The 12,182-nt window shown below is 65.9% G+C and carries 9 protein-coding genes and 1 rRNA gene; 8 read left to right on the forward strand and 2 right to left on the reverse strand.

Annotated features, from left to right (window positions below; all coding sequences use genetic code 11):
- The first annotated feature begins 66 nt into the window (after positions 1–66).
- The 3 genes from AC56KZ_RS20595 (at position 67) to AC56KZ_RS20605 (ending at position 3,879) form a co-directional block, all read left to right on the forward strand.
- A complete protein-coding gene (locus AC56KZ_RS20595) occupies positions 67–2,547 on the forward strand; it encodes an adenosylcobalamin-dependent ribonucleoside-diphosphate reductase (RefSeq protein ID WP_497164038.1) in 2,481 nt (826 codons plus the stop codon).
- A 72-nt stretch (positions 2,548–2,619) separates the two neighbouring features.
- The gene (locus AC56KZ_RS20600) at positions 2,620–3,195 is read left to right on the forward strand and encodes an OmpH/Skp family outer membrane protein (RefSeq protein ID WP_497164039.1); all 576 of its coding nucleotides are present in this window, start codon (positions 2,620–2,622) and stop codon (positions 3,193–3,195) included.
- Positions 3,196–3,306: 111 nt separating this feature from the next.
- Entirely contained in the window at positions 3,307–3,879 is a 573-nt protein-coding gene (locus AC56KZ_RS20605; protein ID WP_497164040.1) for a DUF2239 family protein, read from the forward strand.
- A gap of 61 nt (positions 3,880–3,940) precedes the next feature.
- Here AC56KZ_RS20605 and AC56KZ_RS20610 read toward each other — a convergent pair whose 3' ends face one another.
- Complete coding sequence (locus AC56KZ_RS20610) at positions 3,941–6,757, reverse strand: M16 family metallopeptidase (protein WP_497164041.1); 2,817 nt, start codon at positions 6,755–6,757, stop codon at positions 3,941–3,943.
- Positions 6,758–7,079: 322 nt separating this feature from the next.
- On the opposite strand from AC56KZ_RS20610, the gene AC56KZ_RS20615 reads away from it, so the two are divergent.
- The 5 genes from AC56KZ_RS20615 to AC56KZ_RS20635 all read left to right on the forward strand — a co-directional run bounded on the left by AC56KZ_RS20615 (position 7,080) and on the right by AC56KZ_RS20635 (position 11,916).
- Positions 7,080–8,606 (forward strand): YifB family Mg chelatase-like AAA ATPase, encoded by a 1,527-nt coding sequence (locus tag AC56KZ_RS20615; protein WP_497164042.1) that lies wholly within the window; start codon positions 7,080–7,082, stop codon positions 8,604–8,606.
- Positions 8,607–8,659: 53 nt separating this feature from the next.
- Positions 8,660–9,208, forward strand: coding sequence for a hypothetical protein (locus AC56KZ_RS20620; protein WP_497164043.1), 549 nt, complete (start codon positions 8,660–8,662; stop codon positions 9,206–9,208).
- A complete protein-coding gene (locus AC56KZ_RS20625) occupies positions 9,205–9,939 on the forward strand; it encodes an ABC transporter ATP-binding protein (RefSeq protein WP_497164044.1) in 735 nt (244 codons plus the stop codon). Before AC56KZ_RS20620 ends, AC56KZ_RS20625 begins: the two co-directional genes overlap by 4 nt.
- Positions 9,936–11,498 carry a putative ABC transporter permease subunit gene (locus tag AC56KZ_RS20630; protein ID WP_497164045.1) on the forward strand — a complete coding sequence of 521 codons (1,563 nt, stop codon included), beginning with the start codon at positions 9,936–9,938 and terminating at the stop codon, positions 11,496–11,498. The genes AC56KZ_RS20625 and AC56KZ_RS20630 overlap by 4 nt, the downstream gene beginning before the upstream one ends.
- Before the next feature lie 76 nt (positions 11,499–11,574).
- On the forward strand, positions 11,575–11,916 hold the full coding sequence (locus tag AC56KZ_RS20635) for a DUF1840 domain-containing protein (RefSeq protein ID WP_497164046.1): 342 nt from the start codon (positions 11,575–11,577) through the stop codon (positions 11,914–11,916).
- A gap of 165 nt (positions 11,917–12,081) precedes the next feature.
- Here the strand turns inward: AC56KZ_RS20635 and rrf are convergent.
- A 5S ribosomal RNA gene (gene rrf, locus AC56KZ_RS20640) occupies positions 12,082–12,182 on the reverse strand; the annotation flags it as partial.

Genomic DNA, 12,182 nt, shown 5'->3' on the forward strand with positions numbered 1-12,182 from the left:
TCGACAGACACGGCGCCGACAATCTGATCCCCGGCGTTCATGTGACCTGAATCGGGAGGCGGCGCCGTGAATGCCAACGACAAATTGCTCGGCACGCCACTCCCGCCCCAGCAAGTCTCGCTCGACGTGCTGCTCGAAAAATACGCGAAAGGCGGCGAGACTTCGATTGCCGAAGTGCGCCGGCGCGTGGCGCAGGCGCTGGCCGCGCTCGAGCCGCATGCACGCCGCGAGGAGTTCGCCGCGCGTTTCCTGTGGGCCCAGGAACAGGGTTTCATTCCCGGCGGGCGCATCAATTCAGCCGCCGGCCTGGATCTCAAGGCCACCCTCATCAATTGTTTCGTGCAGCCGGTCGGCGACTCGGTCACCGGCGTCGAGGATGGCTTGCCCGGCATCTACACGGCTTTGTCGGAAGCGGCCGAAACGATGCGCCGCGGCGGCGGCGTCGGCTATGATTTCTCCGCCATCCGCCCCTTCGGGGCCGTGGTGCACGGCACCCGCTCGCGCGCTTCGGGCCCGGTGTCCTATATGGAACTGTTCGACGCCTCGTGCAAGACGGTAGAGTCGGCCGGCGCCCGCCGCGGCGCCCAGATGGGCGTGCTGCGTATCGACCACCCCGACATCGAACGCTTCATCGCCGCCAAGGACCAGGGCGGCCTGTCGAATTTCAATATCTCGGTCGGCGTCAGCGACGCCTTCATGCAGGCGCTGGAAGCCGATGCGCCTTTCGACCTGGTGCACCGCGCCGCGCCCGGCGAAGAACAACTGGAAGCCGGCGCACATCAAGGAGCGGACGGCCTATGGGTGTACCGCAGCGTGTCCGCCCGTGCGCTGTGGGACCGCATCATGGCCTCGACCTACGACCATGCCGAGCCGGGCGTGCTCTTCATCGACCACATGAACGGCGAAAACAACCTCTGGTATTGCGAGCAGCTGCGTGCCACCAACCCCTGCGGCGAGCAGCCGCTGCCTGCTTACGGCTGCTGCGATCTCGGCTCGATCAACCTCACCGCCTTCGTCGACCAGCCCTTCAGCACGCAAGCGCGTTTCGATATGGAGCGCATGCGCGAGGTGGTGGCGGTCGCGGTGCGGATGCTCGACCTGGTGCTCGACGCTACCCAATGGCCGCTGCCGCAGCAGGCGGGGGAGGCGCGGGCCAAGCGCCGCGTCGGACTGGGCTTCCTGGGCCTGGGCAGCGCCCTCGTCATGCTCGGGCTGCGCTACGACGCCGAGGAAGGGCGGGCGCTGGCGGCGCGCATCGCCGAAACCCTGCGCGACGCCGCCTACGCCGCCTCGATCGAGCTGGCCCGTGAAAAAGGTCCCTTCCCCCTGTTCGACGCCACGCAGTACCTGGAAGGCCGTTTCGTGGCGCGCCTGCCGCAGGCGCTGCGCGAGGCGATCCGGGCGCATGGCATCCGCAATTCGCACCTGCTGTCGATCGCGCCGACCGGCACCATTTCCCTGGCCTTTGCCGACAATGCCTCGAACGGCATCGAACCGGCCTATTCCTGGACCTATCAGCGCAAGAAACGCATGCCGGACGATACGACGCGCGCCTACGAGGTCGAGGACCACGCCTGGCGCCTGTACCGCCGCCGGCATCCCGAAGCCCGCCCGGACGGGGACTTGCCGCCACCCTTCGTCACTGCCCTGCAGATGCAGGCGATGGACCACCTGCGCATGCTGGAGGCCGTCCAGCCCTTTGTCGATACGGCGATCTCGAAGACGGTCAATGTGCCGGCCGACTATCCCTACGACGATTTCCGCGGCCTGTACCTGGAAGCCTGGCGCGCCGGACTGAAGGGGTTGGCGACCTACCGGCCGAACACGCTGCTGGGCAGCGTGCTGGGCAGCGTAGGTGAAGAAAGCGCGCCGGACGAGGACCCGCTGCGCAAGCGTTTCGAAGGCCGCCCGCTCGGGGAACTCGAATCGGTGACCTCGAAGATCGAGTACGCGACCCAGGAGGGACGCCGCACCCTCTACCTGACGGTCAGCTTCATCCGCGTCGAAGGCGTGCACGAGGGCGTGCCAGTCACGATCGAGCGCCCCTTCGAGTTCTTCATGCCGGCCGGCCAGCGCACCGAGGGCCAGCAATGGATTACTTCGTCGATGCGGCTGCTGTCGATGCTGGCGCGGGCCGGCGGGCCGCTCGCCAAGGCCCTGGCCGACATGCGCGACGTGGTCTGGGAAAAGGGGCCGGTGCGCTGCGGCAGCCTGGTGCGCGAGGATGGCGTCCGGGTACCGGTCTTCCACGACTCGGAAGCGGCCGCCGTCGGCTTCATGCTGCAACGAATCCTCATCAACCGGGGTTTCCTGGATGCCCAGGGCAATGGCATGCCGGTGCCTGAACTGGCCAGGCAACTGGCGGCGCGGGCGGCAACGCAGGAGGCGCTGGAAGCGCTGGCGCCAGTCGAGGCCGCACCGCCCCAGGACCGGCAGCCGTCCGGCGTCGCCGCCTTGAAGTGCCCGGAATGCGGCGCGCGGGCGCTGCGCAAGGCCGAGGGCTGCACCCGCTGCGACAATTGCCAATATGTCGGCGAATGCGGCTGATGGGTCGATCCATAGTGCCCTTGCGGTGATAACATCGTGCAATCCGGCACTTAATACCCTGAAAGACCGCACATGAAGTCGCTTTATTCACACGCCACCCGCGGCGGGTCGCGCGCCCCGGCCTGGTCGTATCCGAAACAGTTGGCGGCGCTTTGCCTGGCCCTCGGAGGCCTGGCTTACCCTGCCCTGTCGATGGCACGCGATGGCGGACGCGCAGCCGAGGTACGGGTCGCCGTCGTCAACGTCGAGCGCCTGCTGATCGACTCGCCCAGCGCGCGCGCCGCGGCCGCCAGGATCGACAAGGAGTTCGCGCCGCGCCGCCTGCGGGTGCAAGCCCAGTTGCGCCAGTTGCGCGAGATGTCGGACAAATTCGCCAGGGACGCGTCGACCATGAACGACCGCGAGTATCTGATGCGCGAGCGTGCCGTCGGCGAACTCGAACGCGAGGTGCGGCGCACCCAGGCGCAGATGGCTGAAGACTTTGCCGAACGCAACGCAGCCGAACGCGATGTTCTCGTCAAGCGGATTCACAACATCGTCCTGGCACTGCCCAGCCAGCTGCGCGTCGACCTGGTACTGACGCGCACGATCTGGCATCGGCCTGCCACCGACGTGACCGACAAGGTCGCGGCGATGCTCGACAAGTAGGGTTTTTGCGAGATTTTACCCGGATGTTATTGCGCCTGGATTTTTATCCGGGTAATATTAACCGGTGCCCTCGATTTCGCGGGCGGCGCATAACACTTGAGAGGAAACCCCATGTTGCCGACCCATTGCATCGCCTTTGCCGGAACCGAACTGCTGGCCAAAGGTCTCTTGATCGACGTCGTCAAGGCTGCCAAGGCAGCGCTCGACGCAGGCAGCGACCGCTCGGTCGCGATTCTCGACCTCGAGACCAGCCGCCCGGTCGACATCAATTTCACGGGAACTGAAGAAGAGGTGCTGCAACGGCTGCCGCGCGCGCCGCTGCGCTCCGCCGGGCGCCCGAAGCTGGGCGTGGTTGCCCGTGAAGTGACCCTGCTGCCGCGCCATTGGGACTGGCTGGGCTCGCAGCCTGGCGGCGCCTCGGTGGCGCTGCGCAAACTGGTCGAACACGCTTCGCGCGATGCCCGCGGCGCCGACAGCCGGCGCGAAGCACGCGACTCGGCCTACCGCTTCATGCACGAACTGGCGGGAGACTTGCCCGGCTTCGAAGAAGCGTCGCGCGCCTTGTTCGCGAGCGATGCCCCGCGCCTGGCGGAACTGGTGGCGCCGTGGCCGCCCGCGGTCAGGGAGCACCTGCTGCAGCTGTCAGGGCCGGCGTTAATAGCGGAATCACCCGCCGCGCCATGAAAAAAGCCCCGGGTTCAAGTACTGAAACCGGGGCCTTGCCTGCGAGGCTTGCGCCGCCGTGTTACTTGGCGCCGCCCACGTCCTTCGCCGCCTTGGCGAAGTCACCCGCCGTCACGATCGAGATGTTGGCCGGCTTGATGAACTCGCGCATCGCGCCATTCACCTGCGCCAGCGTGAGTTTGCGTACCTGGCCTTCAACTTCGGCGTCGAAGCCCATGGTCCGGTCCACCGACAGGTACTCGGACAGGGCGCCGGCAAGCGCCTCGTCGGAGGTGCGCGATACTTCCTCGCCCTGCAGCCAGCCCTTTTTCGCTTCCAGCAGTTCCGCTTCCGTAAAGCCCTCGGTCACCGCGCGCTGGAGTTCCTCGCGCAGCACGGCTTCCACTTTCGCCGTGTTCTGGGGCGCGCTCATCGCATAAGCCAGCCAGGTTCCGGCCGGGTCATGCATCGGGATGTCCAGCTGCGAACCGACGCCGTAGGACAGGCCTTCCTTCTGGCGAATGCGGTCGGCCAGGCGCGAGCGCAGCGCGCCGCCGCCGAGCATATAGTTGGCCATCACCAGTGCCGGATAGGCTTTCGCGTCGTCCTTCAAAGGCAGCGGGTACACCGCCAGCAGCATGCTGCTGGCCTTGTCCGGCGTTTCAAGCGCCACTTTCTGGCCCGCGACGGTCTTGACCGCGGCCGGCACGCGCACATACTTCTGCTGTGCGTTCCAGTTGCCGTACAGGCGATCGACCTGGGCCTTGAGCGTGGCCGGATCGAAATCGCCCACTGCCGCGAAGGTGGCGTTGTTGGCGCCATAGAAGGCGGCGTGGAAGGCCTTGACCTCGTCCACGGTGGTGGCCTTCTGGGCCGCCAGTTGCTCCTGGAGCGTCAGCACGTGCTTGACGTGGCCGGCCGGAGTCGTGTCGAGCAGGCGGCGCAGCGCAACGCCGGCCTGCGGATTCGGCTCCGGAATCGCCTGCTCGGTCGCATTCACGTTCGCGCGCTGGAACTCGCCGAACTCGGCCGGCGCGAACGCCGGCTTCTTGAGCACCTCGGCAAGCAGGTCCATGACGGCCGGCAGGTTCTCGCGCGTGGTCGTCACCGACGCCGTCAGCGATTCCGCGCCACCGGTGATACGGGTCTGGGCCTTGAGCTTGTCGAACATGTCCTTCAGTTGCTGGCGCGATTTCTCCTGGGTGCCGTAGTTCAGCAAGCCTGCCGCGAAGTTGCCGGCGATCGCCTTGTTACGCAGGGCTTCTTCGCTACCGAAGCGCAGGCGAATCGTGGCGCTGACGAGCTGGCCCTTGGTTTTCTTCGGCAGCAGCGCCCCCTTCATGCCGTTGGCCAGCTTGAAGCGCTGGGTGCGCGCCTCGATGTTGGCAGGGCTCGGGTCGAACACCTCGCCCTGGGCCACCACGGCACGGCCCTTGTAGCCGTTGACGACGGCGGCGACATCGATCACGCCCGGCACCAGGGTGCGGTCGGCGGCATCGGTCGGGACGAACACGGCGAGGGTACGGTTGGACGCCTTGAGGTATTTCTCGGCGGCCGCCTGCACGGCCTTGGCGTCGATCTTCTCGACCTGGTCGCGGTTCACGAAGAACAGGCGCCAGTCACCCGCTGCCATGGCTTCGGTCAGGCCGATCGTCAGGCTGGCGCTGTCGTTCATGGCCAGTTCGATGTTCTTGGCGATGGCCTGGCGCGCGCGCGCCACCTCTTCTTCGGTGACGGGCTGGGATTTCAGTTCTTCCAGCACCTTCAGCATCGTGTCCTGCACGGGCGCCACGGGCTGGCCCTTGGGCACCACTGCGCCGAAGACGCGGTAGCCCGGCTCGAGGTTGCTCGCTGCCATGCCCATCACGCCGGTCGCCAGCTTGGTTTCCACCAGGGCCTTGTGCAGGCGGCCCGATGGCGGGTCGGTCAGCACGCGCGCCAGCACTTGCAGCGCGGCGGCATCCGGATGCCCGCTCGGCGCGATGTGGTAGCCGGCGCCGACGAACTGGGTGCCGCCGGAACGGCGCACCACGACCGAACGCTCGCCGTCCTGGGTGGGTTCCAGCGTATAGGTCGGCTGGATGGTGCGCGACGGTTTCGGGATCTTGCCGAACAGGGCGCCCACCTGGGCCAGCACCTTGGCTTCGTCGAAGCGGCCGGCGACGATCAATACCGCATTGTCCGGCTGGTAATACTGCTTGTAGAAAGCGCGCAGGCGCGGAATGTTCACTTGCTCGATGTCGGAGCGGGCGCCGATGGTCGACTTGCCGTAGTTGTGCCAGTCATAGGCGACGGCCTGCAGGCGCTGCAGCGTGACACGGATCGGGTTGCTCTCGCCGATCTCGAACTCGTTGCGCACGACCGTCATCTCGCCCTTGTTGGTCTTCGTGTTCCACAGGTCGTCCTGGGAAATCGGAGCATTGATCATGCGGTCCGCTTCGAGCGCCAGCATGGTACGCAGATTCGCTTCGTTCGCCGGGAAGGTCGCGTAGTAATTGGTGCGGTCGTAATAGGTGGTGCCGTTGAAATCGGCGCCGAGTCCGTTCAGCACTTCGACCGGGCTCTGCGTGCCTTTCTTGACGCCGAAGTTGGCGGTCGGCTTGAACAGCAGGTGTTCCAGCAGGTGCGCCATGCCGGTCTCGCCGTAGTTCTCGTGGCGCGAGCCGACCATGTAGACCATGTTCGTCGTCATCGTCGGCTTCGACGCGTCCGGGAACAGCAGCACGCGCAGGCCATTGGCCAGGCGGTATTCGGTAATACCTTCCACCGACGCTACCTTGGCCGGACCGTGCTGGACGCCGCTCTTGGCCTGGGCCTGGGCGGGCGCCGCCGCAGGAGCTGCAGCGAACACCGGCGACAGGATGCCGGCACTGACCATCAACGCAACGAGAAGTTTCACGTTTTATATCCCAATATAGTTATATGTAAAAAGAAAAACGGTACAGTCGTCCGTTTATTCACCATGCATTAAAAACCAGCACCCATCTGCATTACCGATTGGTGCGGTTTGTTGCAATCCCTAATTTGATATAGAACAATGAAGCTCTGCTTGCTTTAAGTCAATACCGAAACAAAATCTTCAAATGGAAACCAAATAACGACAATATAAATAATCGCGGTACCGGGCTGAAAACTCCCGCTCTGCGCACGATTGGCAGCGCTCAATGAGGTAATTGCAGGCCAGCGCACCATTTGGCTGTCCAGCAATCGTCAGGGATCCCATGAGTCTCGCCGTACTACGCAGTCGCGCCCTTGCCGGCATGGAAGCGCCCGCCGTCAGCGTCGAAGTGCATCTTGCGAATGGTTTGCCGAGCATGACGATCGTCGGCCTGCCGGACGCCGAAGTGCGCGAAGCCAAAGACCGGGTGCGGGCGGCGCTGCAGAACGTCGGCTTCGAGATCCCGTCGCGCCGCATCACCATCAACCTGGCCCCGGCGGATTTGCCGAAAGAGTCGGGACGCTTCGACCTGCCGATCGCGCTCGGCATCCTGGCGGCGTCCGGGCAGATTCCCTCGGACGAGCTGGACCGGTACGAGTTCGCCGGCGAACTATCCCTGTCCGGCCAGTTGCGTCCGGTTCGCGGGGCGCTGGCGATGACGTTTGCGATCTGGCGCAGCGGCGCGCAAGCTACTGAGGCGCGACGTGCCTTCATTCTCCCGAAAAGCAATGCCGACGAAGCAGCGCTGGTCGCCGATGCCTGCATCCATCCCGCGGAGACCCTGCTCGAGGTCTGCGCTCACTTCGCCGCGCTGAACGACGGCACCCGCCTGCCGCGCTATCGCAGCGAGCGGCCTCAGCTGGCGCCGCGCTATCCCGATTTTTCCGACGTCAAGGGACAGCGCCATACCAAGCGGGCGCTCGAGATTGCCGCTGCCGGCAGCCATTCGATCCTGCTGGTCGGCCCGCCCGGGGCCGGCAAAAGCATGCTGGCCTCGCGCTTTCCCGGTTTGCTGCCGCCCATGACCGACGAGGAAGCACTGGAAGCGGCGGCGGTGCAATCGCTGACCGGCAGTTTCTCGGCCGAGCGCTGGCGTTGCCGGCCATTTCGCAGTCCGCATCACACCAGCTCGGGCGTCGCACTGGTCGGCGGCGGCAGTGTGCCGCGTCCGGGCGAGGTGTCGCTCGCGCATTGCGGCGTGCTCTTCATGGACGAGCTTCCGGAGTTCGACCGCAAGGTGCTGGAGGTGCTGCGCCAGCCGCTCGAATCGGGCGTGGTCACGATTTCGCGGGCGGCGCAGCAGGCGGACTTTCCGGCGCGCTTCCAGCTGATCGCCGCGATGAATCCCTGCCCTTGCGGCTGGCAGGGACACCCTTCCGGCAAATGCCGCTGCACCAACGAGAGCGCGCAACGCTATCGCGACCGCATTTCCGGTCCCCTGCTGGACCGCATCGACATGCAGATTGGCGTGAGCGCCATGTCGCCTGGCGCCATGGGTGCCCAGGCCGACGGCGAAAGCAGCGAAGCGATTGCATGCCGGGTTGCGACGGCCCATGCGCTGCAGCTGGCGAGACAGGGCAAGCCCAATGCGCGCCTGAACACGCACGAGATCGACCGCCTGTGCGTCCCGGACGCTGCCGGGGACCAGGTCCTGCGCTCGGCAATGGCCATGATGCACTGGTCGGCCCGGGCTTATCACCGCGTACTGAAGGTCGCGCGCACGATCGCCGACCTGTCGAATACGCCCCGGATCGACGCCGCGCACATGGCCGAAGCGGTGGCCTACCGGCGCGGACTGCAGGAGCGCTGAAGGCCGCGCCTGCGCCGGTAGCATCCGCGCACCTGCCCTGCTACCATCTGTGGATGTCAAAACAATTCCTTTCCGTACTCGTCATCGCAGCCAGCACGCTTCTTGCCGCCTGCAATCCCACCTACAACTGGCGCGAGTACAACAGCCCGGACGCACCGTTTAGCGTGATGTTCCCGGCCAAGCCGGCAAGCCACACCCGGGCGGTCGACCTGAATGGCATGCGCGTGGACATGACGATGACGGCCGCCCAGGTCGAAGGCGTGACCTTTGCCGTCGGCACCGGCACGGCGCCCGACCCGGCGCGCGCCCAGGCCGCGCTGGGCGACATGAAGACGGCGCTGCTGCGCAATCTCGGCGCCAGGGTGCGGCGCGAGAGCACGGCCGCAAGCAGCGCGGCCAGCACCGGCGGCGCGGCGCGGACACAGACGCAAGCCGGCATCGACCTCGAGGCCGTCGGCCAGTCGAATGGGCAGGCCATGCTGCTGCGCGGCCATTTTGTCGCGAAGGGCAATCGCTTCTACCAGGTCATCGTGATGGGGCCGGAACGCTCGGTGCCCAGCGAACAGGTCGACCAGTTCATCTCCTCCTTCAAGCCGCTGTGACCGCGAACTCCCCTGCCCTCGCGCTGACGGGTCTCCATAAACAGTTCGGCCGGCCCGCGGTCGATGGCCTCGACCTGACGGTGCGCCGCGGCGAGCTGTATGCGCTGCTGGGACCGAACGGCGCCGGCAAGACGACGACGCTGCGCATGGTGGCGGGCCTGCTCGCGCCGGATGCCGGCTGCATCGAGGTATTCGGGATCGACCTCGCGCTCGACGCGCCCGGCGCCAAGCGCCGGATGGCTTACCTCCCGGACGACCCGATGCTGTACGGGAAACTCAAGCCGACCGAATACCTCGAGTTCGTCGCCGGGTTATGGGGGATCGATGCCAGGGCGGCCGAGCCGCGCGCGCGCGCGCTGCTGGACTGGCTGGACCTCACCCAGCACGCCCATGAGCTGACCGAAGGTTTTTCGCGCGGCATGAAGCAGAAGCTGGCGCTGGCTGGCGCGCTGATCCACGAACCCGAGCTCCTGATCCTGGACGAACCCCTGACCGGGCTGGACGCAGGCGCCGCACGCCAGGTGAAGGACCTGCTGCTGTCGCATGTCGCGGGCGGGGGAACGGTGATCCTGACGACACATATCCTGGAGGTGGCCGAACGCCTAGCGCAGCGCATCGGCATCATCCAGCACGGGCGCCTGATTGCCGAGGGTACGCTCGACCAGTTGCGCGAGCAGGCGCCAGGCGCGACGCTCGAGGATCTGTTCCTGCAGTTGACGGGCAGGCCATGAACCCCCGGCCCGGCACGGCCTTGTGGCTGCTGGGCCATGAGCTGCGCCTGTTCTGGCGGGGCGCGCTCGCTTCCAGCGTGGATCGTGGCATGGGGCGGCGCGGCTGGGTCATCGTTGCGGGGGCACTTGCCTTCTGGGCCGTGCTGCATGCCGGCGTGTTCGCCGTACTGCGCGCAACTGGTGACTTCGGCTCGACCCTCGGCCCGCCGCCGCAGGCGTTCGTTGTCGCGGCCGCTGCGATATTGCTGGCAAGCTTCCTGTTCATGCTGTCGAGCGCGCTGAAGGCCAGCGTCGAAGTACTGTTCGACCGCGGCGACATGGATCTGCTGCTGTCCTCGCCGCTCTCCTCGCGCAGCATTTTCAGCGTCAAGCTGGCAGGCATCGTCGTCGGCGTCTCGGCCCTGTACCTGTTCTTCCTGGCGCCCTTCGCCCACGTCGGCGTGTTGCTGGGGCAGGTGCGCTGGCTGGCGCTCTACCCGGTGCTACTGGCAATGGCGGCGCTGGCCGCCTCGATGGCAATGCTGCTGACGCTGGCGCTGGTGCGCTGGCTCGGCGCCCGCCGCACGCGTGTGGTGGCCCAGGTGATCGGTGCCCTTGCAGGTGCGCTCTTGTTCCTGCTGTCGCAGGCGGGCAGTTTCATGTCGCGCGACGACGGCCTGGCTGCGCCATCCGCGCTCTCCGGGCTGATCGGTGCAGGCGGCGCGATCGAGGCGGGCAGCCTCCTATGGCTGCCGGCACGCGCTGCCCTCGGCGAACCAGTCGCAGTGGTGCTGGTTGCCATTGCCGGCGTGCTGGCGGCCTGGGGGACGGTCGGCCTGACCCATCGCTTCTTTGTCCACGGCTTGCAGCAGGCAGCGGGCAGCAGCCGGGCGGCCCTACGGCCCGCTGCGCTCGCCTATCGTTTCGACCGCAGCTTGTTTGAAACGGTGGTGGTCAAGGAGTGGCGGCTGATCTGGCGCGACCCGCACCTGATCTCGCAGGTATTGCTGCAGCTGCTGTACTTGCTGCCGCTGTGTTTCCTCATCTTTCGCAAGGACGCGCCGCAGCTTGCCGTGACTGGCGTGGGCTTGACGATGTTGTGTGGATCGCTGAGTTCGTCCCTGGCCTGGATTGTCCTGCTGGCCGAAGACGCGCCGGACCTGCTGCAGACCTCGCCGGCAAACACGGCCACCCTGCGCCGCGCAAAGCTGGCCTCCGCCGTGGCGCCGGTACTCTTGCTCGCGGCGATGCCCCTGGCCTGGCTGACGCTGCAGCGGCCACTGGCCGGCGCACTGGCGGCGATGACGCTCTGCGGCGCGGCCGCCAGCGGGGCTCTGATTACGCTGTGGACAGGCCGCTCGAGCACGCGTAGCGAATTCAAAAGCCGCGGCAAGCGCAATATCCTGACCAGCGTACTGGACGTGTGCTGCCTGCTGGGATGGGCCGCGCTTGCAGGACTACTGCTGCGCTCGCCAGGCACCATACCGGACGGTCTCGCCATGGTCGGCGCAGCTGCGGCTTGCGCCGTCGTGTTCGGGGTCCTGTGCACGGCCTGGATACTGCGAGAGCGTTCACGCTGACCGTCGCGCGCAGGATGACCGCAAGCACTCGGCGTGTTATCGTTTAGTCACGACGAAAACAGAATAGGACCGCACCATGTTAATCACCTTTAAAAGCAAATCCTATCCGGACGTGATGATGTATCAGGAGCACGCGAAGCGCATTTTAGAATTGCTCAACAAGGAGCCCGAGATGGGGGTCATCACCTCCGCCGAAGCCGCCCGCGCCGCAGAGTTGCTCGAACAGGAAATCGAAGAAAGCCGCAAGCACCCCTCCACCGACGAGGTCGAGCAGGACATCAAGGCCCACCAGGGCGATGACGACGATCCTGAGCACGAGCAGGCGCAGGTGGTAAGTTTCTCGACGCGCGCCTATCCGATGCTCGAGATGCTGCGTTCGGCACGCGATCACCAGACCGATATCCTCTGGGGCGTTTGACTCTTGTGTAGACGGGCTGGTAGGGTGGGCCGGGCGGCGAATCGCCCCCGAGCCCACGCTGTCTCATCGGTAAATCAGCCGGTACTTCAACCAAAACCACCAAACGAAAAAAAACCCCCACCTGCTCAGAAGCTGGTGGGGGTTGTTTTCTACTACGTATAACTAGCCTGACGATAACCTACTTTCACACTGGTTGCAGCACTATCATCGGCGCAAAGTCGTTTCACGGTCCTGTTCGGGATGGGAAGGGGTGGGACCGACTTGCT

This window comes from Telluria sp. LT2P34 (assembly GCF_059685915.1).

Excerpts from the sequence above, each read along its gene's own strand:
- AC56KZ_RS20620 (WP_497164043.1), top strand. The coding sequence starts at position 8,660 with ATGTCAAAACAATTCCTTTCCGTACTCGTCATCGCAGCCAGCACGCTT.
- AC56KZ_RS20600 (WP_497164039.1), top strand. The coding sequence starts at position 2,620 with ATGAAGTCGCTTTATTCACACGCCACCCGCGGCGGGTCGCGCGCCCCG.
- AC56KZ_RS20630 (WP_497164045.1), top strand. The coding sequence starts at position 9,936 with ATGAACCCCCGGCCCGGCACGGCCTTGTGGCTGCTGGGCCATGAGCTG.
- AC56KZ_RS20605 (WP_497164040.1), top strand. The coding sequence starts at position 3,307 with ATGTTGCCGACCCATTGCATCGCCTTTGCCGGAACCGAACTGCTGGCC.
- AC56KZ_RS20635 (WP_497164046.1), top strand. The coding sequence starts at position 11,575 with ATGTTAATCACCTTTAAAAGCAAATCCTATCCGGACGTGATGATGTAT.
- AC56KZ_RS20615 (WP_497164042.1), top strand. The coding sequence starts at position 7,080 with ATGAGTCTCGCCGTACTACGCAGTCGCGCCCTTGCCGGCATGGAAGCG.